Raw genomic sequence first — 26792 nt, forward strand, 5'->3', positions numbered from 1 at the left:
TGTTAAATAGAAAAGTGGACTAGGAAGCTTGCTTTCCCATCCCGTTGGATAACATTTAACTCGATTAATCACGTGTACAATGTCTATGCGAATCTTCGATGAAGGTCAATACCCACGGATGAAATCAACCTGATATAAAAGTGGTTTTCCTTCAATAGAGCGGCGATAGTTCTCGATAAATATCTTGGCAATATCCGGTGGATAATTTTGGGCAGCACTATGGAATGTGAGGTAGGTATTTGGTGTTGACCATAACGGATGCCCGGCAGGAAGTGGCTCCACCGCGTTCACATCCAACACAGCACCTGCCAGCTGATAGTCACTTAATCCCCGGATCAATGCTGTCTCGTCTATTGTACTGCCTCTACCGATGTTCAACAACCATGCCTTGGGCGGTAAACTAGAAAGAAATCCTTCATTTATTAGATGAAATGTTGCCGGGGTACCCGGTAGACAGCACACCAAATAATCTAACCCACAAGCAAATTCGGTCAATTCCTCTCCATGGAAATATCGATCCACTGCCGGGCAATCTTCACTTTGCCTGGTGTACCCAAATACTTGCATACCAAAATCATGAGCGGTATTTGCCAGTTGGGATCCGATGCTTCCTACACCAAGTAATCCTAAGGTTTTTTCCCGCAGAGTCCCATTCGGCCGGTTATCCCACTTTTCAGTCAGTTGTGACTGCCAGCGAACCAGAATTTTCCGCTCGATCATTAGCAAATAGCCAAAAACATACTCTACCATCGCCTGACCATATACATTACGAGCATTTGTGAGCTGATAATCCTGCCGCATACCAGGCACCAGCAATGGTTCCACGCCTGCCCAGGTCGATTGAACCCAATGAACTGCAGGCATATTGGGTAATACTTCGCTTATCAACGAAGGTTCACCAAAAATAATGTCGATAGGTTCGCCTGTATGGACTATTTTTATTGGTTCTTTTACTGCACTGACCAATAAACCGGGCAGTTGTTCACAAGCAATCAATTGCTTATAGATCTCATCGTGTTGTGACAAAATGAGTAAATGATGTTTAGTATTCATCGAAAGAGGCAACGATCAATGTTTTACGAAATATATCTCGCAGGCCTCATCAATCAACTCAGGAGATAAATATATTGCTTTTTCCTCATAAACACATAGTGCTCTGAGGATGGTTAAGATGTCTCTCGGATGAACTGCTTGATAGGGCCTGTCACTTTGATGGTACCAACGATCGATCAGGTGCTGATAACTCTCTTGATCGAAATAAATTCCCAGTTGCTTGCAAACACGTTTAAAGATTTGCTTGTATGATGCTTCATCGGGGGTAAAAATTCCGACCTTCATTTGAATCCGGCGGAAAAAGGCTTCATCGGCCAGGTTGTACGGGTCGAGGTTCGTACAGAAAATGATCAGTGCTCGGAACGGTATGACCAGGGTCTGTCCGGTGCGTAAACGTAGAAAATCCACACCATTTTCCAATGGCATGATCCAGCGATTCAATAGCTCGATTGGACTGGCCTGTTGCCGGCCGAAATCATCAATCAAAAAAACTCCTCCATTCGCTTTTATTTGTAATGGAGCTTCATAAAAATTCGCTAGCGGATCCCACCGAAGGTCGAGTGCCTCGATCCTCATCTCACCACCGACCACAACAGATGGCCGTTTAAATAATCCCCAACGCCCATCTAGCTGATTTTTTTGCTCTCGTTCAATCTCCTGGTGGAACAATCGATCATAAATTTGGATAATCTGCCCGCCTGCAGTCAATGCATAAGGCAACCAAATTGGATCGGTGCCACTGATCAATTTCGAGATCTGCATGGAGATGGTGGTCTTCCCATTTCCAGGAGGACCATACAGGAATAACGACGCAGCAGAATTTATCGCTGGACCGATTTTTCGGTGAAATTCAGCTGGTAACACCAATTCATTGAGTGTATCCTTAACCTGGGCAGGTTTTACCATACGCGGACCAGTGGTCTGCAACTCAATCGCTTCATTATATCGGTTCACTGGCACAGGCACTGGCCCGATATACTTGCAGCGATCCATGGCCTCACGGGCACGATCTTCACCAGCCCCAGTCAGCTTATAGATGTAATTCAACGGGCCATAGGAGGTTGAAGATTGAGATACTTCGATCAAGTGTTCCTTACGTAACCAGTCTAACACCTGCTCCAATGCGTGCGGAACCCTCATCACCTGTGACATACGCTTGAAATCCACATATCCTTCGGTGTACAACAGGCGAAGAAGGATGTCAATTAAGATATTTTGGGGGATATCCAGCTCTTCTACAGATTTCGGTTGTGTAAGAATATCATTGATGGTCCTGTTATCTTGCATTCCATCCTCCATAGCATTGGGTTGGTGTCATTATACAATGCATTGATTAATGACCGCCCACATCTATCGATTCTGTAAGTTTCTTGCAGGGAGGTTGCCATCGAAAAATTAGATTAGCTGGAAATTGATCATCCCATCCAGTGCATTTAGTTGTTGTGATTAAAGATGGTTAAGCTGGATATTGGAATATAAGATATTTTTCCCCATTGTAAGGACGAATACTAAAATACATCAGGCGAGATCTTCCATCACAAGGTGATTCTGGATTGCATAATGGGTTAGCTCAGCATTCGTTCTCATATCCATTTTGAGCAGGATTCGTGCTCGATAGGTGCTGACCGTTTTGGGACTCAGAGACAATTCACTAGCGATTTCCCTGATCTCCTTGCCCGAGGCGATCAAGCACAAAACTTGATATTCCCGGTCAGATAGTGCTTTATGCAGCGGTTGATCGCTATCACGTCTGGCATAACTGACAAGTTCTTCAGCCACCGCCGCACTGATATATTCGCCTCCCGAAAGGATTTTTTGGAATGCTTCGACCAGCTCTTCAGGAGCACTCTCTTTATTCAAATATCCAGCTGCCCCCACACGGATGGTCCTGAGTGCATATTGGTCTGCTGGGTAAATGCTCAGGACTAAGACCGGGATACTTGGGTGCTCCTGTTTTATTTGTTTGAGCATCTCGATGCCATTACCTTCTGGCATGGCTAGATCCAAAACCAGAATGTCCCATGCCTCAGCATTAATTTGATCCCTCAACTCGTGAAAATTTTGCGCTTCACCAAAGATTGCTTGAGGGTAAGCTTCGCTGAGGATTTGCTTGATGCCCTTTCGGACGACTGCATGATCATCAGCCAGCAGGATTTTAATCAACTCTCACCTCAATTGATAGGTTTTTCTTCATCAGTAGATAGCGGAAATGTAACTCTCAAAGTCGTTCCATGTTGCGGATCTCCATTTATCTCGAATGTTCCGCCAAATTGTTTTGCTCTTTCACGCATTCCGAGGAGCCCCAATGAATGATTGTTATTGATTTCGTCAGCCTTAATCCCCTTGCCGTAATCCTTAAGCTCAAGCAATATCTGGTTACCGTCGGTTATCATACGAATATCCAGCTGGTCGGTCTCAGCATGCTTGGCTACATTCGTCAATCCTTCCTGCAGGATTCGGTAAATCGCCAGGGCTTGTTCACTCGATAAATTCTGTTCATCATCCAACTGCGAGATCGTACACTTTATCCCGCTCCTCCTCTCGAAATCGCGCACCTGCCATTCGACCGAAGCTGCCAATCCCAGGTCATCCAACATCCCGGGTCGCAATTCTGCTGCAATCTGTCGCACTGACACGATTGTGTTGTTCAATTGAGCCAGAATATCCTTGGTCTTTTCACCCAAGGTTTCATCTTTTTGTCCAATTTGCGTTGAAATCCAGGCCAGGTCGAATTTTATGCCGGTTAAGGATTGACCCAGCTGGTCATGCAGTTCACGAGCAATGTTGATGCGCTCTTCTTCCCTTGTCGACTGGAGACTGGCAGCAAGCTCTTGAAACTGATGGGCGGACCTCTCAAGGTCGGCTAGTGTTGTTAATCTTTGCTGGTAAGCGAGGGCATTCTGAATCGCAATCGATGCAACAGGCGCGAGTGTCAGTAGCATTTCCTGGTCATTAATTGAAAAACCTTCCGAATCTTGCTTGTTGCGAATGTCAAAATAAGCGATTACTTCTCCAACTGTATCAAGAATCGGAGTACAAATTACTGACCGAAGGTCATTATTAATTTCCAAGTCCCTGCAAATCAATGGATCATTTTCAGCATCGCTGGTTCCATAAGGAACCTTATATTTCAATACCCACCCTGGGATACCTTCACCAATAGCCCAGGTATGGTCAAAGGGGATTTCCCGTCCCTGCTGGAAATACTTTTTAACCCTCATCCCATCACTGGTACGCAATCCTGCAAAGCCACTTTCGCCACCGACCATTTGGATAGCTTCTTGGGCAAGGGCATCCAGGATCACATCCACGTCCAGGGTGGCATTTAATTTGCTGCTGATCCTGAAGAGAGTCTGAAGCATTGCTTGAGATTGATCAACGGGTTGTCCTGTGACAGGTGTCCCCATTGCTTGCTCACTGACTGTATGACGATCGGTTTCTAAATAACCAGGTATGATTCGTTTGATGTGAATTGCCAGATGTAACGCCAGATTCTCAGCCAAAACCAGCGAGTTCTGATCAAAATGCCGGCCAGATTCCGCATAAATGAATATGCTTGCTCCGATGGGTTTGCCATAAAAATTTAGCGGAACGATCATATAAGAGGTTATACCTGCTTGCGCTGCCCGGCGCATTGGATTTACTTCCACGACCAACTTCGCTCTTCCTGATTGTAAAACAGCCGGCAGCCCATCAACCTCATCATTGGTCAGATCATTCTCGAACCATTCATACACCGCAGGATTATTGAGCACTTCCTGTGGTGTGATTACCTTTTGTTCTGGCAAACCTTCAGGATCAATAACATACACACCACACCAGTCTGTAAAAAGTGGGGCAAGAGAATTTGCGATGCGTCGAATAGCCTCGCTTATATTTCCACCATCTTCAGAAGTTGTATAGGTTTGAGCCAGGATTTGATTAATCATCCTGACCTGCTCCACTCGGGTTGCGTCGGATGGGGACCAAACAATAAAAAATAATTTCTGCGATCCAACCTGGGCTGGCACTATGATCGAGTCAATGATAGCTGTGATGCCGTTTTCGTTTCTTATTTGGAGGATGCTGAACCTTAAGTTATTTATTGGTGGCAAGTCGGTGTTTGGTCGAATTACATCGGTATAAGAGGATGATGTAATGATATCTGAAATGCTTTTCCCTACGAGCCTGTCTGTACCATCTCCATATTGTGCTTTGGCCAATATATTCGCGCGTAAAATAATCCCTTTTTCGTCTACGACGAGTAAAGCATACTCGATTGCATCCATCAATCTTTCTGCTAGCGTAAGTTGTTCACTTTCCATAGCACATGCTTCCGAAGTTATGCATAACCAAATGAAACCCCATCAATTATGAACCAAAAATCCCCACCCAATATATAGGAAGATTATATCCTCAGATATCCGTTTGGAATGACAAGATGAAAATATTCTTATGTAGGATAAATTCCTACAACAGTTTTCTTAGTTTACCTACAAGACTTTCAGTCCTCTGCTGATTGCTGCCGCTGTTTGTGTCAGATATAGTGAATCTCATGGTTAGCAGGATTGTCCGAGACAGTCCTTGCTGTTAATGATCATAGTTCAGAAAAGGAGATAAGAATGTCTAAAGCATATGAAGTTATGACCCAATCACTAGCCACCTGCTCACCCGATGACAATGCCGCCCATGCAGCTTCAATTATGTTGGACAGAGACATTGGAGATGTGCTTGTCGTTGAACAAGGAAAACTACGTGGAATTGTCACGGATCGAGACCTGGCACTCCACACTCTGACAAACCACAGCGATCCCCATACACTCCAAGTAAGGGATATCATGTGTGATAAGTTGATTGTTGGTAATCCAGATTGGTCGATGGCAAGAGTAGCCAGGACGATGGCAAAGCATCAGATAAGGCGTCTACCGATTGTGGAAGATGGCCAATTGCAGGGGATCGTCTCTCTGGCAGATATTGCTCGCAATGAAAACCGCAGAGGTGTGATCGCCAGCTCCTTGAAGGCAATTTCATCACCTATGGTTGAATCAAAAGCGAACGGAAAGGCTCACATTGGAGCGTTAGTGGGTTTAGGAATTGCTGCATTAACTTCATCCGCGTTGATCTTCCTTACCTGGAATCGCAGTGGGAAAGAGCTTAGAAAGCAAGTCGCAGATACCAGGCTCTATCACTCGACCCAGCAAGCAGTTGAGTCTGTAAGAGACAAGGTTGACGAAGCTGCCTCAAGTAAGGCTGCAAAGGATTTTCGTCAGCGGATGCGGTCCAATATGAAAGACCTGTCATATCAGCTTCCGAGGATTGAATATAAACAACCAAAACGAAGACCTGCCTGGTTTCAATAACAAGTAAATTGAACTTCACTTAATACCAATGTTTTGCCTTGCATAAACTACAGGCTAGGCAAAATGAAGTGAAATACTCAAATTTGGGGTCAGGTAAATCGTAAATATCGACCAGCTTATTACAGGTTTATATCTAAGCAGGGGTTTGTTCTCAGCCCCTGCTTACCTGGGGGTTGATTGTAAAGAAAGGAAGCAACGATGGCTGAAACAAATCAAGTTTCTGAAATAAGGTCAGAAGAGTGGGAACCTGACTTAACCCACCGGAGTAGAGCCCAAATAGCCACGCAAGTGGTGGCGTTGCTTGTTTCCATACTTGAGGCACTACTCGCATTGCGTTTCCTGCTAAAGTTGATAGCAGCCAATCCACACAGCCCGATTGCGGTATTCATCTATGCAGTCACCGATTTGCTCCTCACGCCATTTGCAGGGTTAACTGCTACCCCTTCAGCTGACGGCATGATTCTGGAGATATCGACTCTTATCGCTATGCTGGTCTATGGCTTGGTCGGATGGTTTCTCCAAAGGTTAACCTGGATCGTCTTGTACCGACCACGCGGTTCAAAAATAGAAGTCACTCGCACCCGCAAGCATGAAGATCGTTCCAGGAAACATCAGACTCAATCATAGCAGTGGATCTTTTGGTAAGTAATAAATCGAAACGCTAAGAATTCAGACAGACTGTTAGACATGTGTATTTGTAGGATAAATCATTACAAACATACTCACAATCGGCTGACGATAAAATCATCCCCCCACTGATTGCCACCAATAATATACGGAGATATAGTGGGTATGTAAGCAGATTGAACAGGGGTGGATTGAAAGGAGAAAATAATGAACATTATCATATATTTACTTGTCGCTGCTGTAATTGGATGGATTGCCACAGATTTGATGCATGACCGATCAAACCTTCTGATCAATATCGTTGTGGCAGTCATCGGGGCGTTCGTGGCAGGCTATCTGCTAAGCCCTATCTTTAAAGTTGGTACCATCAATCAAGCTATCACGATACCGACGATGATCGTCACATTACTAGGGGCGATCATATTACTGGCGATCCTAAGGTTATTCCGCCGAGTTTTTTAGATCGGATGGGTTGAGAGAAATCACAAGGTATTCGACATCTCAGGATATTCAATGGCTCTGCCAACCGAGGACCTCGGTTGGCAGAGCAACAATGGAGGTTTGATTTGGCTATGGCACTTGATAATATTAAAACAAAATGGTCGATACTCAAACCGGATGTACGCAAACATTGGGGGAAAATCACCGAAGATGATCTTACTCATATTATCGGTTCTCAAGAAGAGCTGATAAATATCCTTCGGAAGCGTTATGGTTATGGAAAACAACAAGCGGAAATTGAGATTAATGACTGGTTACTCCAACACCACGAGCATCATGTGGGAGAGTAATTGATCGACCTATCGACATTTCCGTTTATCGATAATAGGAGGTAATCCATGAATATACAAACTTTAATACCTGTATTGATTGTAGTCCTGGTTGTTCTTGTGGTCGTGGTGATACTTGCATTCTTGATACTAAGAGGCCGTAGCCAGCGACTTAAAAGCAAGTTTGGTCCGGAGTACGATTACACTGTTCAAAAACTTGGTGATCGCCGCCAAGCTGAAGCCGATTTGAAGGACAGAGAAAAATGAGTAGTAAAACTAGATATCCATCCACTGGGGGACGAAGTAAATAGAAAATATCATGATGAATGGAAATCTATCCAATCAAAAATCGTCGATGATCCTTCTGAAGCTGTTGAGCAGGCCAATCGATTGGTGACAGAAGTGATGATTGCCCGCGGTTTTCCAGTGGCAGACTTCGAGCAGAGATCCGCTGATCTGTCAGTTATCTACCCAAACCTTGTGCCTGGTTACCGAGACGCACAAGCTATCCTAATCAAAAAACGAGATGGAGGCGCTTCAACTGAAGAGCGTAGGCAAGCAATGGTAAACTTCCGTACGTTGTTTGACGAATTGGTCGGCATTGCCCATCAAAAAGAATCTAGCATGGAGGCAGTAAAATGAAACCGAATGAAATCCCAGACGATCCGCGCGAGGATATTTCTACTCCACAAGAACCTGCTTCGTCCATCAATCAGAATAGGATGAACGAACCATCGGATATGCCTGGTCAAATGAACACACCTCAGACTTCAATTCCAATCACTCGCTCAGAAGGACATATCAGAGGAGCTATTCAAAATCAGCCCACAATAAATGCTATGTTTGGTGCTGAGCAGGCAGTGCCACCCAAGCAGAAGCAAGAAGAACCTCACGCCGAAGAAACATGGTTCTTAAAAGCTGATGCGGATGAAATGCGATCACGCTGGAATACCATACAGATACAGTTCGTCGAATCACCTTGCACAGCAGTCGAACAAGGTGATGCTTTGATAGGCGAGGTAATGGAGCGCTTCTCGCAGATGCTGTCTGACCATCAAGAGTCTTTAAACCAACAGTGGATCAACCATGATGATATTACGACAGAGGAGTTGCGTATGACCTTACTAAATTACCGTATTTTGCTTGAGCACTTGCTAAAGCTTTAAAAAACCGAGCCTTCATGATCCTGGCATATCTAATAACACCATGATCTGAAGCTTGATGAGCTAAAGCCTGCATCGATGGGAATATTCCAAGATGCAGGCTTTTCGTATTTAAATCGATGAGAAACTTCAGGGAATCATGTCTGTCTGATTATTAGATTGTGTAGAAACATAAATCTCAAAACATTAATAGCAAATATTAAAATATCGTCGTTTATGGCACAAATGTGCCTGTCAAATAGTCGGAACCTGCTCAAAATACACTCATGAAAAATAGTCTATTTGGTATACACACATTTGGATAATTCAACGATGTGTATTTAATCATTCTCTAATATATTATTGATTAGTAATCGCCCTGTGGTCGCGAACGGATCATCGATGGTATTTTTATGATAATGTCAGGTGCCATATGAACAATAACGCAGATCGAAGGATTAAGCCACGCGTCAGCTGCGTTTACCCTGCACTTGTTGAGGGAATTGATGCAGACGGTAACCGGTATAACGAAAACGCTCGGTTGGCTAACCTGAGTGCCAGTGGGCTCTATATGAAGGCAAATCGTTATATTGAAAGTGGCTCAAAACTATCTGTAACCGTGCTACTCACGGCTGAATCTATCGAAAGAGACACTCCGAAAATCGCCACCAATGGTGTTGTAGTTCGAGTCGAACCACAGAATGACGGAACCTGTGGTATTGCAGTGAAATTTAATAGTTATCGTTTTCTTTGAAGAGATGACGAAGATCGGCTCAAGACTTAATTAATGGTATCACTGGTGAGAAATCAGGGGAAAAGCAGGAAATTTTGTCAATCCTGCGTTTCTGATTTCGCTGCGAAGTGAAACAGGATGCTGAGCAAAACCAGTCTGGGTAAACCAGGTAAATGACGTAAGCTGACTGATCGCAGATACATTCGCATTCCGATAACAAATACGATGTCGGAATGGCGGAGCATAAATTAAGCAATTATCCTAACATAATCGTTGGTTCATTACTTCACAGTTGATAGTATAAAAAGGTTTTATGGATATTAAGTATTATTTAACGATTTTGTGGGGGAACAAATGGATCATCGTGACCACCCTTGTGGTTACCTTGATCGTTGTCACGTTAGGGACCTTACTCATCACACCGATCTATTCAGCTACGTCCACTTTACGCGTGGCAACAGCTTCCACAGGCTCACTTTCCTCAGCGGATTACGCTTATGCTGAACGGTTAATGAATACGTATACGAAGATAGCATCCAGTGGACCTGTTCTACAGGAGCTGGCAAATAAGCTCAACCTGCAGACCATCCCAGAGGTAAAAGTATCGACAATAAGCTCAACCGAGCTCATTCAAATCTTAGTTAAAAGCCCCGATCCGATCATCGCCCAAAATGCAGCAAATACACTTGCAGAAATCTTGATCGAACAGAGCCAAAAACTATATGCTGGGGGAGTGAAGAGCACTACTGAAATCCTGGCTGAACAGTTGAGTATGGCTGAGAGTGACCTAAACCAGGCGCGTGCTGATTATGAAGCCTCTGTCGCAAAATCACCCGCAGATACCGAGGCAATTTCAAAAGCCAGTATGATCGCGGATTTAAAAGAAAAGACCTACGAGACACTTTTGGATCAATATGAGGCTGCTCGGGTCAAGGAGGCGATCAGGGCGAATACCATAACCTTGATTGACCCTGCGGTCCTTCCCTTAAAACCATCCCAGCCCCAACTCCTGATGAATATTACCCTCGGCGTGATCATCGGTCTGGTCCTCGGTGTGGGTTTAGTCTTCCTCATTGAAAATCTCAATCCCCGGCTATATACTCTTGATCAGATCGAAGCTGTAACTGAGCTAGATGTCATCGAAAAAATCCCATCAATAAAAACCAAAGGTTTCACTGGATTATTCAAGAAAAAAGTCCCACTAAACCGCCCTGCATTTAAGAGCTCATTCCAAAAATTGCAAACAAAGATTGCGCAAATCAACTCGGGTGGTCATCCGATGAAAAGCCTTCTATTCACGAGTGCAGTCCCGGGTGAGGGAAAATCGACCATCGTCGCTAACCTGGCAATAGCTATCGGCAGAGCAGGTCAGAATGTCCTCCTTGTAGACTGCGACATGCGCTTGCCTACTCAGCACAAAATATTCAACTTACCGAACGCACAAGGGTTAAGTACATTATTGACTCATCAAGCCAGATTGATGGATGTCATCAAGAAAAACCGTAATCCGAATACCTGGATATTAACCAGCGGGTCAGTTGTCCCCAATCCAATGGAGCTTTTAGCATCAGCCCAGATGAAATCAGTTCTTGAGCAATTAACCCAAAATTTTGATTATGTATTGCTCGACACACCCGCACTCCTACCTGTCGGTGATGCAATGGCACTTGCCACCATTGTGGATGGAATCGTTCTGGTTACCCGCCAGTTTTATTGCAAGGAAGATGACCTGCGCGAGACGCACAAGGCTTTGGCAGATTTAAATACTCGCATTATTGGTGTCGTGGTGAATGATGTTAAGCATTCGCGCAGCTACAATTATACGAAATATAAATATTCATAAAACCCAATACCAATGAGACAAACATCGGAGGGTAAATTGGATGGACAGGTAAAAATCGGGGTGATTGGTTTGGGTCGCATGGGGCAGCATCACTGCCGAGTATATTCAAATCAAAAGGATGCTCGCCTTGTCGGTGTATATGACATAGATACTCATACGACGAAGGATACTGCTGAAAAATATGAGGTTGAGGGATATTCTCGATTAGAAGATCTTTTGGATCAAGTGGATGCATTAACCATTGCAACACCAACCCCAACTCACTACGCAATTGCAAGCCAGTGCCTGGAGAGACGGATCCATGTGTTGCTTGAAAAACCTGTCACGGACAATATCAAAGATGCCGAAGCTTTAACCAGCCTGGCAGATAATTGTGGCTCGGTCTGCCTTATCGGGCATATTGAGCGCTTTAATCCTGCATATGTCGAATTGAAGAAAGTACTGGATAGGTCGAGTGTGATCGCCATCAATTTCCGCCGTTTGAGTCCGTATCGGGTGAGTAATACCGATGTTGATGTGGTACTCGACCTGATGGTGCATGACCTGGATCTTGCTTACGATATTACCGGAAGGGACCCAGAGTTTACATACGCCAATGGATTAATGCCTTTTAGCTCCAGCCTCGACCACGTGGTTGCCCAGCTTTTTTTCGCCAACGGGCCTCTGGTAACGTTAACAGCATCGCGTGTCACTGAGCAGAAAATCCGCTCGGTTGATGTAACTTGCGAGGATTGCTTCATTGAAGTTGACTTTATGAACAAGAGCATTTCCATCCATCGAGGCTCAACTGGAGAATTTTTAGGGAAAACCAGGAATGGGGTCAGCTACCACCAGGAAAGTATTATCGAGCGTATACTGGTACCGAATACTGAACCTCTATCAGCTGAGATAAGGAGTTTTCTGGAATGTATCAAGCAAAATCGGCCCCCACGCGTATCTATCCATGACGGTCTCAAGGCTTTACGCATGGCGCAAAACATAAGCATGCTTGCCAGCGAACAACTCAATCAATTTTCCATCAATTCTCTCCTACCTGACCGGGTTGCCGCCCACTAATTATGAAGATCCGCATCCACCCAACTGCTGATGTATCTCCCAGGGCTGTGATCGGCGATTCAACCTGCATTTGGCACCAGGCGCAAATTCGAGAGGATGTTGTCCTCGGTCAGAATTGCATTATTGGGAAGGGGGTTTACATTGATGCCGGCGTAAAGATAGGTAATAATGTAAAAATCCAGAATTACACTTCTGTCTATCACGGTGTAACCATTGAAGATGGTGTATTTATCGGTCCACATGTGTGCTTTACAAATGATTTGAAACCCCGCGCCATTAATCCTGATGGCTCGTTGAAGGATGCTGATGATTGGATCCTGACAACCACCCTGGTTCAAAAAGGTGCTGCCTTAGGAGCAAATTCAACCATCCGATGCGGGGTCACGATCGGTGAATGGTCTATGATTGGATGTGGAAGCGTCATCACCAGAGACATCCCAAATTACGGATTGGCATGGGGTAATCCAGCCCGACTGCATGGTTTCGTTTGCCCCTGCGGCACTCAGCTTGAAAAAGTTGCTATCGAAGACGGTTCTCAGCAGGCGGTCTGCCCTGCTTGCGGTATAAAGCTGAGTATTCCCATGGCAGCTTGGGAGTTAGTCCGATGATCAACATCGCCAAGCCGCTTATCGGTGAGGAAGAGAAAAAAGCAGTCCTGGAAGTGCTCGATTCTGGGATGATCGCCCAGGGACCTCGGGTAAAAGCATTCGAGGAATCTTTCGCGAGGATGTGTGGTGTGAAGTATGCCGTTGCTACTACTTCCGGGACAACCGCTCTACACATCGCCCTTCTCGCAGCTGGCGTCGGAGCAAGTGATCAAGTAATCACCTCTCCCTTTACCTTTATAGCTTCAGCGAACAGTATTCTTTATACTGGGGCGCGGCCGGTTTTCGTTGATATTGACCCTGAAACATATAATCTGGACCCAACCAAGATTGAAGCCGCGATAACCTCGCACACCAAAGCAATTCTGCCTGTCCACCTTTTTGGATTAAGTTGCGATATGGATCCGATCATGGAAGTTGCCGAGAAGTACGGCCTATCCGTGATCGAAGACGCCTGCCAAAGCCATGGCGCAATGTACAAGGACAAGCGGGTTGGTTCGTTTGGTATTGGCACGTTCTCTTTCTATCCAACCAAGAATATGACATCCGCTGAAGGTGGCATGATCACGACCAATCATGATGGGATCGCTGAACATTGCCAGGTGATACGTCAGCATGGCATGCGTCGGCGTTACTATCATGATGAGCTAGGCTTTAACTTCCGCATGACAGATGTTCACGCAGCAATCGGCATAGAGCAACTTAAAAAATTAGCGGCCAACAACGATATCCGCCGTATGAACGCCAGCTATCTAAGTCAGCATCTGCAGGGTGTGAGCACTCCCGTGATCCCTCAAGGCTGTCAGCATGTCTTTCACCAGTACACGATTCGTGTCCCTGGCGGTAAAAGGGATGAATTGCGTGCTTTCCTTCAGACAAATGGCGTAGGCTCAGAAATATATTATCCAGTGCCAGTGCATCAGCAGTTTTTTTATGCTGAAGCATTAGGATATGCCGGTGTATTTCCTGAAGCTGAACGTGCAGCTGGAGAGGTGCTTTCCTTACCAGTGCATCCTTCTTTAAGTCGTGCGGATTTGGAGAAGATCGTCGAATCAGTAAATCAATTTTGTTTATCTGCTGGCAGACAGTCGGATTTGCGCACTAACCTGACGGGATAATATTAATGAAGCAATTACGCGTTCGAGCTTTGGTGTTAGCGATCTGGCTGATAGGCTTATATCTACTGGCTCATTTTTCGAAGCTTATCAGCCTGAGTCCCTTAGTTTACTTATATACACTGGTTCTGGTTGTCATCTTTTTTGCAGTTCCTCACTTGAGCAAGGTGAAGAGAGGTTGGTTGCTGGCCATCCCACCCGTAACTTATTTAAGCATAAAAGGCTTGCTCGGTGAGCCCCTTCTCGGGATTGCCCTCCCCACCGCGGTAATTGAAACCTGCAGTATCGTGTTTACTTCACTCATCCTGATCTGGGTGCGTGAGCCAGTTCATGAATTCGAAAATGCCGTCGCTGATCTGACATTTGGTCATTCACAGAAAGTCATTGAAACAGCAGAAGAAGGGCAGAGTATTCTCTATCGTGAAGTCAGGCGTGCTCGAAACCACCAGCGTCCATTGGCGATCATGGCCATCGCAATCAATGAATCCACGATCGATGGTTCCCTGGACCGCATGGTTAAAGATGCTCAGCAGAGTATCCTTCGGCAGTTCACTGTGACAAGTGTCAGTCGTACCTTATGTGAAAAACTCGAAGATTGTGACATCGTTGTTCAAACCAACAACCACTTTGTGGTGGTATTACCGGAAACCAAACCAGAAGACCTGCCTGGTTTGACTGAACGGATTCGTAAACAAGTCGCTGACCAGGTAGGGGTTGAGATCAAAATCGGCACTGCCTCGCTTCCCGAGGATAGTTTTACACTGGAAGGGTTGATGGATAAAGCTACCATGGAGCTGCAAGGCTCATTGGGATCCGAGCTATTTATTAAGCCCGAACAGCTGTTTGTCAAGCGAAAACCACTGGATCATTCAAGTTAAGAAGGTATTCTATGGACTATGTAATCATTAAGCAACCTCGCCTGATGCCCCGCTCTGGTATTTATCACAAGATAAAGCGCTTGATTGATATTGGCGTCTGCCTGGCAATGCTACCGGTCATAATACCGATCATGTTATTCTGCGCCATCGCCATTTTGCTTGATTCTCCCGGTCCTATCTTATTTGTCCAGGAACGTTTAGGTAAGGGTGGGCGGCTATTCAAAATGTATAAATTTCGCACAATGAGGACCGATATTGATCAACGCCACGTCCAAGACTATATGAGAGCATATGTCAGGTCCGAAATCATCACCCTTGAAGATGGTCGCAAGACATTCAAGCCAGCCAGCGATCAGGCCTTTTTCCCATTTGGCAGGCTGTTACGCAAACTCAGTTTGGATGAGCTACCCCAGATCATCAATGTCCTAAAAGGTGAGATGAGTATTGTTGGTCCACGGCCGAATGTGCTCTGGGAAGTTGAAGCTTACCGTCCATGGCATTATGAGCGCATGGAGGTATTGCCGGGGATTACCGGTCTGGCACAGGTGCGTGGAAGGAGCAGTATTGATTTTGCCCACCTGGTTCGAAATGATATTGAATATATCGAAAAACAAAGCTTATCCCTGGATCTTAAAATAATGTGGTGGACTTTCATCTCTGCCCTGACTGGAAAAGGCGCAGCCTGATATGGGAAGCAGGATAGGATAAAAATTTTTAGCAAAAAACTGCTCCAATATAGACCGTTCTGGGGATGGAAATTGGTCTCCCCAGAACGTTCTGTTTTAGAATTGGCTATAGCGATTTTATTAAGCCTGGTCTTTGGTGCTCTGGTGGTGTTATCACCCTATCTACCAGTCCCGTCTGCTTTTCAAAAACTCATCCTTGTTATTCCCTTCATTTTTACTCTCGCCATTCTAATCAACAACCTTGAAAGATTGATTTTATTTATCATCGCCGTAGGGATACCGCTAAATTTAGATATATCTATCATTATCAGCCCTTTAGCGCGTAATGTGGCTAATATTGCGAGCGGGAGAACCATAGTTGCCTTAACCGAGCTCCGTATATCACTCATCATGATCATCGTGATAGCCGGTTATTTATTATGGCTGGTGGGCCGGCGCGGCATGGTTCGTTATCCTATTCGCTACTTCCCAAGCATCACCATCCCAGCGATTGGTTTAATTGTCATCTCGCTTCTCTCCATCACACAAGCTCAGGATACGCAGCTGGCTTTCTTCAAGATCATGATGCTCATTGAGCTGTTCCTGATTTATTTCTATGTTGCCAATCACCTGCGGACAAAATCTGATCTTCAGTTCTTTATGCTCGTTTTTATGGGGGCATTATTAGCTGAGAGTATTTTGATGGTGCTTCAATGGCAGACGGGGTGGAGTTTTTCTGTGGCTGGGATAAATGCCATCATTGATCCAGACAGCCACCGTGCGGCGGGGACGTTAGGAACAGCAAATTCTGCTGGGGTCGTAATTACTGGATACTTAGCACTCACCTGCGCGATGTTCTGGCTCTTTCCTAGGCGCACTCAAAAGGTGTTCGCGGTAATCTGCTTCGTGTGCGGTTGTGTCGCCTTAATCAGCACAGCCGGTCGAGCAGCTTGGGGAGGCTTCATCGTAGCGTTCTTAGCCTTTATTTTGATCGGAACACAACAAGGATTGGTGTCACGTAAAGCTGTGATTTGGCTTTTTCTCGCACTCATCCTGATCAGTGGGCTGTTCTATCCCGTGATTTCTCAACGCCTGACCGCCAATGACAGTGGCTCTGCCGCCAGCCGTTTGGTTATGGCAAAATTAGCCTGGAACGTGATCCGCTCCTCGCCTACTCACTTCTTTATAGGAGTTGGCGCCAATAATTATGCCTTGATTGCACCAGCGTATTACTCAACCGATGTTGGGCGCCTGGGATATATCATAGATTCATCCGTCCATAATGCTTATCTACTCGCCTGGGCAGAAACAGGTCTAATTGGCTTGATTTTTTATCTAATTTTTCTATTTACACCTCTCTTACACGCATGGAAAAACATCTTTTCGCATGACAGGTTTGTTTCATTAATGGCGCTCGGTTTAGGCTGCGCTCTACTGGCAATTTATATTCAGATGCTGGTCGATCCTTTCATTGCTCGACCAAAGATGATCATTGTTTGGTTGCTCATTGCTCTCATTGCCAGCCTGGATAATATGCATCCGTCTAAAATATCTGTAACAAAACTTTGATGGGATTAAAAAACCTGAATTTAGCCAATCGAATTTTTAATAACACCCTTGCCCTGACGATTGCCAGCGCAGGACAATTGGTTGGCAATATCATCCTGTTTTTCTATCTCTCGCGTCTGCTCCAAGCTGAAGGGTTGGGGATTTATTCGACCGTGATCGCAATATTCCACACTGTGATCCTCGGTTGTGCCGTAGTAAACCCTTATATACCCAGGGAGCTGTCAAAGGATCTCTCCCAGACTAATCGTTACCTGATTCATGGAGGCTTGATTTCCGCCGCGATTGCGTTGATCCTCACCATCGGCCTGGATCTTTTAGTACCCTTCTTGGGCTACCTGCCACAGACGGAGATTGGTTTATACCTAATTTCTCTGGCAATTTTCCCTGAAGCCATGAATGTTGTGCTTTTCACGATGTTCATCTCCCATCAGAAAGCCAAATTCATCTCTTTTACCAGCCTCGTGGTAATTTTTGGGAGAATACTTATCAGCCTTCTAGCTTTATATCTCGGATACGGTGTAACCAGCCTGATCATCATCTATGCTGGATTCAGTTATCTTTCCTTGCTGTTAAATTTTATTTTTCTGCGGCGTTTCATCCTCGCGCCTCGCTGGGAGTTTAATTTTCCATTTCTGACTAAGATGGTTCTCGAGCTGAAGTATTTCGCTGGCACCACGATATTAAATATGCTTTTTTCACAATCAGAAGTGATCGTCCTCTCCTTGATCGGTGGAGAGACACAGGTCGGATTCTACAGCGCAGCCCTAAAGCTGGTCACAGTCTGGGCAATGCTTCCAACCAGTTATGCCACGGCAATTTTCCCTGTATTAAGTTCAACATATCAGGAATCACGCAGCAGGGCAGTTGACTTACAAAACAGGTCACTCAAGTACCTGATGGCCTTGGCCTTCCCACTGGCGGTCGGTATTTGCCTCACAGCCAGTCTGATAATTCCATTGTTCTACGGGCCTGGCTTTGAAGGTTCAATATTTACATTACAGCTTCTCGCCTGGTATTTACCCCTCGCTTTTTGCAACATGATCCTATATAGGATGCTGTATGTTCGCGGCGAGCAGCACATTGTTTTCCGCATACAATTCGCTTCAGAGATCATTCAAGTCGTTTCGGCTGTGGTTCTGATACCGATTTATGACTGGAATGGTGCAGCAATTGCCCTTATACTCGGCAACTTCAGCTATTCTGTGTTGTCAATCTTCTTCGTTGCCCGAGATAAGTCACCGCTACCCCTGCTCCAAATTAGCTGGCGATTCATCCTGGCATCTTCTTTAATGGGTGCTTATGTCTGGATTTGTACACCAGTGCTCAACCTATTTTTCCTCATTGCTGGCGCAGTAGTCATTTATCTTGCCTTGTTATTGATCCTGCGTGCTTTCTCGAACGAAGACCGATTGCTTTTTAAACGCCTACTTTCATTCTCCAAAGATTCTCCCCCTGGACAGCCTTCGACAGTTGTGTTCGATATTAAAGAATAACCGTTCTCCTATTTATGCTGCTCACCTGATTAAATAAAAATATGAACGAAGCTGTGCCGGTTCAACGGAGTGAACCTCAGAAACCGAAGAAAATTTGGTGGATGAATATCCGATATATTCTCCGCTCAAGGTTGCGTACCTTTCCGTCGTTGGAGAAGCTGGTGTTGACAATCTGGCACCCGCTCAAGTATTTTTATTGGAAAAATCGCTGGGGATTGGAAACACAGTTACGTAGTTTACAAGGTGAACGAGAACGCTATATTGATGCTGATCGGATTTATTATGTGTCCCCGGACAAGATAGTATTTTCGTCGCTGCAAGAATTTAACTTTAATTATTTTAAAGGCCATGTGCTTGCTGGTGATTGGGATCGCCTTGATAAGAGAATCGAAGACCTGGATATCTACCTCGCCATAAAACAAGTCTGTGTTGATGGCAAACAGTGGAGTGATACTATTTTCTTTCAACGCATTCTCAAAGATATTCAACATGGCCGCATCCATTACGCTTGCCGTAATGAAAAAGACTTAATCAAACATTGCTATGCGATTGAAGCTCTTTATATAGATATCCAGCAAAAAGGTTATAAATCTCAAAAAGAGTTATTCGCCGAAAAACTGATCAATGACCCCATGCAAGCCGAGGAGGAAATAGCAATAAGCATCGGCCGGGATGGTGACTTTCTATTCAGTGATGGTGCACATCGCCTTATAATTGCTAAATTATTGGGCCTGCCTTCAATCCCTGTCAAAATTGCTGTCCGGCATAAAGAATGGATCGACTTTCGTGAAGAATTGGTGCTGTATGCCAGGGATTCGAAAATCTCAAAAAATAACAAGCTTTACCAACCGGCTACGCACCTGGATTTAACTGATATACCTTCTTCGCACGAAAGTCAAAACCGTTTCCAGATTATCAAAAGTAGTACTTCATTTACTAACGGGAGCATGTTGGATATTGGTGCTTGCCTGGGATACTTCTGTCATTGCTTTGAAGACCTGGGATTTGATTGCGTTGCCATCGAGAATGATCAACAGACTGTCTACTTTTTGCAACGCTTGAAGCGAGCTGAGAATCGCCACTTCAAAGTTTTCAGTAACTCTATACTGGATAATCTTGAGATCAGGGATAATCACTTTAATATTGTACTGGCATTAAACATCTTCCACCATTTTCTGAAAACTCAAGGAGATTTTGAGCGCCTGGTCGATTTGTTGAATAATTTACACATGGACGAGATGTACTTCGAATCACACCTCCCGGACGAGTCACAGATGGAAGGCGCATATCAAAATTTTTCTCCGGAAGAGTTTGTTCAATTCATCTTGGCCAATTCGATGCTTGACCGATCCATCTTAATAGACCGGATGAGTGATGGCAGGCCGATTTACAAGCTGTATCGCAGCGAACGAGAATCGCCACATGGAATACCGGTAGGTATGTTTTCTTAATCGAAAATTTTTCTGTATCTACTCAATATTGTTTATGTGCACAATATTCGATAATCAACACGCTGAGACGGCATTATCCATCATTATCATCGCCAGAAATGAAGCCAGGAATATCGCCCGTACAATAGAATCAGTCCTTTCAGCAACGAAAAACTGGCCGCAAGCTGAGATATTGTTGGTCGATTCAGCTTCCACAGATGAGACAGTCGAGATCGCAAAGCACTATCCTATTGGTATTGTCCGCCTGGATCCTTCCTGGTTTCTTTCGGTGCCTGCCGGGCGCCACATCGGCATGCATTACTCACACGGCGATTTAGTTCTGCACATGGATGGTGACATGGAGCTAGACCCAGAATGGGTGGATCGTTCGACCACGTATTTACTTGACCATCCACAGGTTGGTGCAGTAGGAGGATACTACCGGAACATTTATTCGAAAAATGGTCAGGTCGTTGGTGAGCAGGACATTCACCGCGACTTGCAAGATAGGATTCAAGAAGTCAGATATGTAGGCGGGGCTGCGCTGTACCGCCGCTCTGCTATTCAAGCCATGGGAGGCTTCCAGCCGTACATTCGGGGAGAAGAAAGTGTTTATATCAGCCTGGGTATTCGGAAAGCTGGATATAAAGTAATTCAATTACCCTACTTAATGAGCAAGCATTATTGCGTCCCACCTCAATCAATGGCTTACAGCTTGCGCCGGTTAAAATTGGATATGTGGCTTGGCTTCGGCCAGGTGCCGCGTTATTATTGGGGTACGCCTTTATTTTGGACTTACTTGAAGGAACGTGGGGCATTTTTGGTGTACCTTGCCTTGGTGTTGATAACCCTTCTTACACTTTTACTTACCCTATTCACAGGTAAAATTATTTACCTCACCACCTGGCTGCTGATCGAAGTACTCTTTTTAGCCGTATATTTGATCAAAAAGCGTAGCCTGCGAAAAACGATCGTCAGTCTCATTGCTCATACTGGCATCACAATCAGCGCAGTACGTGGTTTTTTAATCAAACCCCGCTATTCAAACATGTATCCGACCAATGTTGAAATCATACAGGTTCAAGCCCGTAACGGAGGCAATTAACTAAGCTCACACCTCTGATGATTATTTCTCCTTAAACTAAACAAACCACACCTAACAAAACTGTAAGGTCCTCCAATCCGCACGAAGTTATTGAGATGGTAGAATTGACAAGAATAAATGATTTATTGGTAAGTATTAATAACTTTGTTTGCGGAGAGAAATGTGAAAAGGGTTCTGTGGCTGACAGTAATCTTTTTCTTCTTGTTACCCCAGGGTGCGGTATTGGGGGCGGACATCAGTCAGCCTGAGAGTATTAGTATTCCAAACGCCGGCTTTGAATTAAATCCAACGGATCCCTACAATGGATGGATTTGGTCGGGTGGAAATTGGACTTGGGACGGGACGGCACATAGTGGTGCCCATTCAGCCCGTATCTACCGCAATGGTGGCGATGAAACGTCAAGTCTATGGTCAGGGTACATTCCTATCCAAGCATCTTCAATTTATACATTCTCTTTCTGGCTACGGAGTGAATCAGCCAGTAAGAATCCCTCGGTGGTAATTTATCAGTATACGAACGGGGAAGCGCAGACCGGTCCCAGGCAGATGGTCTATTCAAACGTTGGCAGTGGAACCAATGGGTGGTTTCAGGTCAATTACCGCTTCCAGACTCTACCCAATACCGCCAAAATAAAGATTCGCTTATATCTCTACACGGATACCACCGGAACATTCTGGTTCGATGATTTCATGCTAGACCAAGGAAATCTGGCATTATTTCCGTTTTCAAGCGGATTTCCAGTGGTGTCATCGGGTTGGGTTTATATGTCCTCCCCATCCGTTGCTGATATCAATAATGATGGCAGCAATGAGTTGTTGATTGGGGCGGATGATGCGGTCAATGGCTGGACCCGCACCGGGAACATCCTGCCTGGTTATCCATTACCTACTAGCGACCGTTATATCTACAACCACCTGGCTGTAGGTGACCTGGATGGAGACGATCGGATGGAAATCGTTGCAGGCACTCGTACGGCAAACCCTCCTGAAGGTCAATGCCGTGTGTATGCCTGGCAGGATGACGGTTCGTTGCTCAGCGGATGGCCTATCGCTGTTGATTGGAATCCATACTACTCAAACAACGACTGCAAGATCACCTCAGTAGTCATGGCGGATGTCGATGGTAACCAACAATTAGAAATTCTCGCCAGTACGACCAACAATGCTTCAGGCAATCCCAATGCGGGCATCTATCCTGTGAATTTATATGCATGGCGAGTAAATGGTACCCTTGTAAATGGCCTGTGGCCCAGCAAGCTCACCGCCGCTGGTTTTTATGGTGCGATTGCTGCTGGCGACATAAACGATGATGGACGAGCGGATGTCATCACCGCACGCGACCATCACCGTCTCAATGCCTATAATGGCTATGGCTATACCCTGAATGGCTGGCCGATCGAAACCTATCTCAATGGCAATGAGGGTGATTATCAAACTGATCAACGCATTGTCTTTGGGAGAAGTGCTCCCGTCTTAGCCGATCTCGATGGGAATAGAACTTCTGAGTTTATTGTCATCGGGAATGTCACCGGTCCAGGTAACATCACCGAGGCACAAAATACTGCCCTGTTGGTGCTTAATTCAGATGGCACGCGCATGTCTGGCTGGGAGATGCCTGCCCTGGGAACTGGTATCCTGACCCAGGAGGATTTACCTCAGAAATCCCCTGCTATCGGTGATATAAATGCAGATGGCTTGCCAGAGATCATTGCCACGACCACCGACGGATGGATTCGTGCATACGATTTGCAAAAGAATGTCTTATGGGAATTCAATTACACACAAGGAGCAACCCTGTTCGCTACTGAGCCTGTCATCGGTGATGTGGATGGTGATATTGCTCTGGAGGTAGTCTTTGGAACCCATGTGCCTGTTGCTGGTACTGATTGGGATGGTCCTGTCGGATTATGGTCGCTAGAAGCAAATGGCACGGTAACATCTGGCTTTCCATTACCCATACCCACCCCAGGCATGGATGCAGCGCCGACCCTGGCTGATTTGGATGGCGATGGCAACCTGGATATCCTTGCTGCCACCATTACCGGGCAGGTGTTCTCTTGGGATACTTCCAACCCGACTTATCCAGCTCGCCTTCCCTGGCCAACTGCACGTCACGACCTGATGCGGACCGGAACCTATTCCGATCCGAACTCGTTTGGGAACAGCCATATCTTTGGATCACCAAATACAGTTCAGCAGGGTGATGTCGCCACCTTTAATATTCATGTGTCGAGCCTGACACCGATATTCGATACGGTGACCCTTGTAGATACCATCCCTTCAGGGATCAGCTATATACCTGGTACGCTCTTCGCCAGCGCAGGAACAGTGACAGAACGACATGGTGTGATTCAGTGGAGTGGCAGCTTATCAGAATCTCTGAGCGTTGATATTTCCTATCAGGTGACAGTAAACACTCGCTCGCCAAAGTTCATTGTGAATACCGTGACCATCGATACGACCATCGAGGGTCTGGTGTATCGCAAGGGATATCTATACGCCAATACCGAAGCGGTTTATCTACCCGTCCTTCAGCCTTGATTGATAAGAATAGCACCAAACCCTGTAAAGCGAATATCCTAAATTTATTGTGAGTCATCAGCGGTGAAGCCAGTTTTTCTGCCTCACATTTCCTCCTTTCGCGTTCAATGGTTGCTAGATGAATAAACCATTCAAGGTAGCTTATTACTTGTCACGCTTTCCACGCTTGTCGGAGACATTCATCTTGCGCGAGATGTGTGCGCTGCGTGAAAAAGGCGTGGATGTCGAGATATTTTCGATCATGTCTCCCCCGCCCACCACCACAATGCATCCACAGGTGCAGACTTTACTCCCTCATGCACACTACAGTGCTTTTTTCTTATCGTTGAAACTAATTTTCGCTCAAATCTATTTTCTTATTAGATCCCCTCGAAGGTATATTAGTGCACTTCGGCGGTTAGCCTGGCAGACTTCGCATGAATTAAAATCATTGGTGATGGCGCTGTTTCTCTTTCCAAAATCTGTGTATTTTGCCTGGCTCCTCAAAGATATGCAGGTAGATCATATTCATGCTCACTTCGTATGGTTGAATGCCGTAGCAGCTCAGGTGGCAGCAGACCTTCTCGGCCTCCCCATCAGCCTGCATGCGCATGCCTGGGATATCTTCCGACGCAACCCAGAATGTGTCAGGCGGCAGATACAACTGGCAACATGCGTCATCACCGTTTCAGAATACCATCGCCAGTTCCTGACTTCGCTTGTGCAGAATCATCTTCTCGATATCCGGATTGTCCATTACGGCCTGGATCCGAATGATTTTATTCGAACAAACCCTGTTCCAAATAACCAGACAGTTCAGATTATTTCTGTTGGCAGGCTGGTTGAAAAGAAAGGTTTCGAGTATCTAATTGAAGCTTGCAAGATGCTCGGCGATAGAGGTATACCCTACCGTTGCCGCATCGTGGGAGAAGGACCTGACCAGCGAATTAACGCGATGATCAGAGAAACCAGCCAAGATGGCAGTATCTCAATGGACGGAGCAAAGAATATTACCGACATCATTGCCTACTATCAAATGAGTGATATTTTCGTCTTGCCCTGTGTGGTGGCGAAATCAGGCGACCGGGATGGCATGCCGAATGTCCTCCTCGAAGCAATGGCAATGCAGCTACCAGTCATCACCACACCTGTGACCGGGAACACCGAATTGATCCAGGATCGTCTGAATGGATTGTTGGTGCCCGAAAGGGATCCTAATGCGCTCGCAGACGCAATCCAGCGATTGATCGGTGACCCAGGGTTGAGAATGAGGTTAGGCGCTGCCGGGCGCCAAACCATCTTGACAGGTTTTGACATCCATTCCACAGCGGTTCTGCTACTGGAGACCTTTAATACTCTACAGAAGTCAGTGCGCAGTTCGAGCTAACATCGTAGTTTTTCTCGTCTCGTCCGATTTTTCTGTCGCCTGAACACAATAGATCATTCACCTTTTGCCACTTATGCCATCAAACCATCTATCATATGCTATTAGAGCAAAGGGGTTGCCTGCATTCAATAACCGTATACGCTCTATCTCCCAGCGCTACGGCTTCTCTCCTGTTAAGATGGAGAATTCTTTACGCCAGTTCATTGGTATTCTCCAACAATACCAGTGTGGTGCGAGTTTCCCTTTAACAGCAGTTGCTTTGAAAAGATACCCTGATTCCATCCAGGCCTTTCAACAAGCACCCGTCGAGTTTTGCGTTCATGGCTATACGCACAAAGATTTCTCTTCCCTGGATCCAGATAAGATCGTTGACCAGCTACACAAGGCCCGCCAGGTTTTTTCCAACACCGGGCTAACAACCACAGGATTTCGCTCTCCATATTTAAGCCGTAGCTCTGACATTTCAAAAGCTCTAGAGACGACCGGGTTTTCTTTTTCCAGCAACCAACCCATTCTCTGGGATATTATTGATGCTACCTCCCTTACCGCCTCTCAAACTGCCAATTTTGGTCATGCAGTCGCCTATTATCAACCCTGGCTGGCGGACGCTCGCTTATCCTTACCCTACCAAATCTATGGTCTGGTCGATATACCGGTGTCACTCCCTGATGATGAAATGTTATTTGATAGGCTCAACCTGTCACACGCTGATGTGGAAAATGCCTGGCAGAATATCCTGACCCAAACTTATCAGCGAGGGGAGTTGTTCACCCTCCAGGTACATCCTGAACGAACCTCCTTGTGTGTCGAGGCTCTTTTAGCGTTGTTATCTCGGGCACAAAGCCTTTCGCCGAAGATATGGATTGCAAAGCTAAGTGAAATTGCTGCCTGGTGGCGAAATCTATCAGCTGCATACATTGAGTTAATCGAGTTGTCAAACAATCAATACAAAGTGAGGATAAAAAGCCCGGTAAGTGCGACTGTGCTCGTCCGTTCGGTCGAGGCTAACGCCCCAACAGAGGTATTCTTCGACAATTATCGATCGGTAAATTCTATCGATTTTACGGTCCGATCTTCTGTGCGTCCGATCATTGGCCTATCACCGAATACTTCTCAGGTATTGGCAAATTTTCTCCGTCAGCAAGGCTTGATCATTGAATTCAACCCACGCCGCGAGCAGTACTCGCTGTATTTCGACCAGGAATCGTTTGATCATTCTCAAGAACGATCAATCGTTGCCGCGATTGATTCCTCTCTGCAACCGCTTGTCAGGCTCTGGCGCTGGCCAAACGGCGCGAAAAGTGCACTGGCGATAACTGGAGACATTGATGCTCTGACTCTATGGGATTTTGGTCTCCGGCTAATCGGAAGCTGAATCTGGTCTTTTCTTAAACATATCTTAAGGAATTGTTAAAGAACACAAAGGTTGCTCGAGAATTCACAGGCGAGCCAGAAGTTTACC

25 protein-coding genes are annotated in these 26792 nt (G+C 45.6%); 21 read left to right on the forward strand and 4 right to left on the reverse strand.

The genetic code is table 11. From position 1 onward, the window contains the following. Positions 1-105: 105 nt before the first annotated feature. The 4 genes from C3F13_12845 to C3F13_12860 form a co-directional block, all read right to left on the reverse strand. A complete protein-coding gene (locus C3F13_12845) occupies positions 106-1065 on the reverse strand; it encodes a D-2-hydroxyacid dehydrogenase (protein PWB51791.1) in 960 nt (319 codons plus the stop codon). A 3-nt stretch (positions 1066-1068) separates the two neighbouring features. After that, positions 1069-2340 carry an AAA family ATPase gene (locus C3F13_12850; GenBank protein ID PWB51792.1) on the reverse strand — a complete coding sequence of 424 codons (1272 nt, stop codon included), beginning with the start codon at positions 2338-2340 and terminating at the stop codon, positions 1069-1071. Positions 2341-2571: 231 nt separating this feature from the next. Further along, positions 2572-3216, reverse strand: coding sequence for a DNA-binding response regulator (locus C3F13_12855; GenBank protein ID PWB51793.1), 645 nt, complete (start codon positions 3214-3216; stop codon positions 2572-2574). A gap of 8 nt (positions 3217-3224) precedes the next feature. Next, complete coding sequence (locus C3F13_12860; GenBank protein PWB51794.1) at positions 3225-5357, reverse strand: hypothetical protein; 2133 nt, start codon at positions 5355-5357, stop codon at positions 3225-3227. 297 nt (positions 5358-5654) lie between these two features. Here C3F13_12860 and C3F13_12865 point away from each other — a divergent pair, with 297 nt between their 5' ends. The 21 genes from C3F13_12865 (at position 5655) to C3F13_12965 (ending at position 26705) form a co-directional block, all read left to right on the forward strand. Continuing rightward, a complete protein-coding gene (locus C3F13_12865; GenBank protein PWB51795.1) occupies positions 5655-6392 on the forward strand; it encodes a hypothetical protein in 738 nt (245 codons plus the stop codon). A gap of 198 nt (positions 6393-6590) precedes the next feature. Next, positions 6591-7019 carry a hypothetical protein gene (locus tag C3F13_12870; GenBank protein ID PWB51796.1) on the forward strand — a complete coding sequence of 143 codons (429 nt, stop codon included), beginning with the start codon at positions 6591-6593 and terminating at the stop codon, positions 7017-7019. Positions 7020-7226: 207 nt separating this feature from the next. Further along, on the forward strand, positions 7227-7481 hold the full coding sequence (locus C3F13_12875; protein PWB51797.1) for a GlsB/YeaQ/YmgE family stress response membrane protein: 255 nt from the start codon (positions 7227-7229) through the stop codon (positions 7479-7481). A gap of 110 nt (positions 7482-7591) precedes the next feature. After that, the gene (locus tag C3F13_12880) at positions 7592-7810 is read left to right on the forward strand and encodes a hypothetical protein (protein PWB51798.1); all 219 of its coding nucleotides are present in this window, start codon (positions 7592-7594) and stop codon (positions 7808-7810) included. Between the two features lie 48 nt (positions 7811-7858). Next, complete coding sequence (locus C3F13_12885) at positions 7859-8056, forward strand: hypothetical protein (protein PWB51799.1); 198 nt, start codon at positions 7859-7861, stop codon at positions 8054-8056. A gap of 138 nt (positions 8057-8194) precedes the next feature. Next, positions 8195-8431, forward strand: a complete 237-nt coding sequence (locus tag C3F13_12890; GenBank protein PWB51800.1) for a hypothetical protein — start codon at positions 8195-8197, stop codon at positions 8429-8431. Then, positions 8428-8955 carry a hypothetical protein gene (locus C3F13_12895; GenBank protein PWB51801.1) on the forward strand — a complete coding sequence of 176 codons (528 nt, stop codon included), beginning with the start codon at positions 8428-8430 and terminating at the stop codon, positions 8953-8955. The genes C3F13_12890 and C3F13_12895 overlap by 4 nt, the downstream gene beginning before the upstream one ends. 409 nt (positions 8956-9364) lie before the next feature. Further along, a complete protein-coding gene (locus C3F13_12900; GenBank protein ID PWB51802.1) occupies positions 9365-9685 on the forward strand; it encodes a hypothetical protein in 321 nt (106 codons plus the stop codon). 292 nt (positions 9686-9977) lie between these two features. Then, a complete protein-coding gene (locus C3F13_12905) occupies positions 9978-11507 on the forward strand; it encodes a hypothetical protein (protein PWB51803.1) in 1530 nt (509 codons plus the stop codon). A gap of 12 nt (positions 11508-11519) precedes the next feature. Then, positions 11520-12563 (forward strand): oxidoreductase, encoded by a 1044-nt coding sequence (locus C3F13_12910; GenBank protein ID PWB51804.1) that lies wholly within the window; start codon positions 11520-11522, stop codon positions 12561-12563. A 2-nt stretch (positions 12564-12565) separates the two neighbouring features. Continuing rightward, positions 12566-13171 (forward strand): N-acetyltransferase, encoded by a 606-nt coding sequence (locus tag C3F13_12915; GenBank protein PWB51805.1) that lies wholly within the window; start codon positions 12566-12568, stop codon positions 13169-13171. Next, the gene (locus tag C3F13_12920) at positions 13168-14286 is read left to right on the forward strand and encodes an aminotransferase DegT (protein ID PWB51806.1); all 1119 of its coding nucleotides are present in this window, start codon (positions 13168-13170) and stop codon (positions 14284-14286) included. The genes C3F13_12915 and C3F13_12920 overlap by 4 nt, the downstream gene beginning before the upstream one ends. A 5-nt stretch (positions 14287-14291) precedes the next feature. Beyond that, positions 14292-15161, forward strand: coding sequence for a hypothetical protein (locus C3F13_12925; protein PWB51807.1), 870 nt, complete (start codon positions 14292-14294; stop codon positions 15159-15161). Between the two features lie 11 nt (positions 15162-15172). Then, positions 15173-15847, forward strand: a complete 675-nt coding sequence (locus C3F13_12930; GenBank protein ID PWB51808.1) for a UDP-phosphate galactose phosphotransferase — start codon at positions 15173-15175, stop codon at positions 15845-15847. A 72-nt stretch (positions 15848-15919) separates the two neighbouring features. Then, a complete protein-coding gene (locus C3F13_12935) occupies positions 15920-17395 on the forward strand; it encodes a hypothetical protein (protein PWB51809.1) in 1476 nt (491 codons plus the stop codon). Further along, entirely contained in the window at positions 17392-18888 is a 1497-nt protein-coding gene (locus tag C3F13_12940) for a hypothetical protein (GenBank protein PWB51810.1), read from the forward strand. The genes C3F13_12935 and C3F13_12940 overlap by 4 nt, the downstream gene beginning before the upstream one ends. A 161-nt stretch (positions 18889-19049) precedes the next feature. Then, positions 19050-20339, forward strand: a complete 1290-nt coding sequence (locus C3F13_12945) for a hypothetical protein (protein ID PWB51811.1) — start codon at positions 19050-19052, stop codon at positions 20337-20339. Positions 20340-20373: 34 nt separating this feature from the next. Beyond that, complete coding sequence (locus C3F13_12950) at positions 20374-21423, forward strand: hypothetical protein (GenBank protein PWB51812.1); 1050 nt, start codon at positions 20374-20376, stop codon at positions 21421-21423. 162 nt (positions 21424-21585) lie between these two features. Then, the gene (locus tag C3F13_12955; GenBank protein ID PWB51813.1) at positions 21586-23964 is read left to right on the forward strand and encodes a hypothetical protein; all 2379 of its coding nucleotides are present in this window, start codon (positions 21586-21588) and stop codon (positions 23962-23964) included. A gap of 118 nt (positions 23965-24082) precedes the next feature. Next, positions 24083-25330 (forward strand): hypothetical protein, encoded by a 1248-nt coding sequence (locus C3F13_12960; GenBank protein PWB51814.1) that lies wholly within the window; start codon positions 24083-24085, stop codon positions 25328-25330. Between the two features lie 73 nt (positions 25331-25403). Continuing rightward, positions 25404-26705 carry a hypothetical protein gene (locus C3F13_12965; protein ID PWB51815.1) on the forward strand — a complete coding sequence of 434 codons (1302 nt, stop codon included), beginning with the start codon at positions 25404-25406 and terminating at the stop codon, positions 26703-26705. The last annotated feature ends 87 nt before the right edge of the window (positions 26706-26792 follow it).

The organism is Anaerolineales bacterium, from assembly GCA_003105035.1.
Classification (GTDB): domain Bacteria; phylum Chloroflexota; class Anaerolineae; order Anaerolineales; family UBA4823; genus FEB-25.

What these genes read in the sequence shown, in the direction of transcription:
- C3F13_12890 (PWB51800.1), top strand. Translation starts at nt 8,195, where the DNA reads ATGATTGCCCGCGGTTTTCCAGTGGCAGACTTCGAGCAGAGATCCGCT.
- C3F13_12860 (PWB51794.1), bottom strand. Translation starts at nt 5,357, where the DNA reads ATGGAAAGTGAACAACTTACGCTAGCAGAAAGATTGATGGATGCAATC.
- C3F13_12875 (PWB51797.1), top strand. Translation starts at nt 7,227, where the DNA reads ATGAACATTATCATATATTTACTTGTCGCTGCTGTAATTGGATGGATT.
- C3F13_12880 (PWB51798.1), top strand. Translation starts at nt 7,592, where the DNA reads ATGGCACTTGATAATATTAAAACAAAATGGTCGATACTCAAACCGGAT.
- C3F13_12915 (PWB51805.1), top strand. Translation starts at nt 12,566, where the DNA reads ATGAAGATCCGCATCCACCCAACTGCTGATGTATCTCCCAGGGCTGTG.
- C3F13_12910 (PWB51804.1), top strand. Translation starts at nt 11,520, where the DNA reads ATGAGACAAACATCGGAGGGTAAATTGGATGGACAGGTAAAAATCGGG.
- C3F13_12960 (PWB51814.1), top strand. Translation starts at nt 24,083, where the DNA reads ATGAATAAACCATTCAAGGTAGCTTATTACTTGTCACGCTTTCCACGC.
- C3F13_12965 (PWB51815.1), top strand. Translation starts at nt 25,404, where the DNA reads ATGCCATCAAACCATCTATCATATGCTATTAGAGCAAAGGGGTTGCCT.
- C3F13_12950 (PWB51812.1), top strand. Translation starts at nt 20,374, where the DNA reads ATGTGCACAATATTCGATAATCAACACGCTGAGACGGCATTATCCATC.
- C3F13_12925 (PWB51807.1), top strand. Translation starts at nt 14,292, where the DNA reads ATGAAGCAATTACGCGTTCGAGCTTTGGTGTTAGCGATCTGGCTGATA.
- C3F13_12870 (PWB51796.1), top strand. Translation starts at nt 6,591, where the DNA reads ATGGCTGAAACAAATCAAGTTTCTGAAATAAGGTCAGAAGAGTGGGAA.
- C3F13_12930 (PWB51808.1), top strand. Translation starts at nt 15,173, where the DNA reads ATGGACTATGTAATCATTAAGCAACCTCGCCTGATGCCCCGCTCTGGT.
- C3F13_12865 (PWB51795.1), top strand. Translation starts at nt 5,655, where the DNA reads ATGTCTAAAGCATATGAAGTTATGACCCAATCACTAGCCACCTGCTCA.
- C3F13_12850 (PWB51792.1), bottom strand. Translation starts at nt 2,340, where the DNA reads ATGCAAGATAACAGGACCATCAATGATATTCTTACACAACCGAAATCT.
- C3F13_12885 (PWB51799.1), top strand. Translation starts at nt 7,859, where the DNA reads ATGAATATACAAACTTTAATACCTGTATTGATTGTAGTCCTGGTTGTT.
- C3F13_12905 (PWB51803.1), top strand. Translation starts at nt 9,978, where the DNA reads ATGGATATTAAGTATTATTTAACGATTTTGTGGGGGAACAAATGGATC.
- C3F13_12920 (PWB51806.1), top strand. Translation starts at nt 13,168, where the DNA reads ATGATCAACATCGCCAAGCCGCTTATCGGTGAGGAAGAGAAAAAAGCA.
- C3F13_12900 (PWB51802.1), top strand. Translation starts at nt 9,365, where the DNA reads ATGAACAATAACGCAGATCGAAGGATTAAGCCACGCGTCAGCTGCGTT.
- C3F13_12895 (PWB51801.1), top strand. Translation starts at nt 8,428, where the DNA reads ATGAAACCGAATGAAATCCCAGACGATCCGCGCGAGGATATTTCTACT.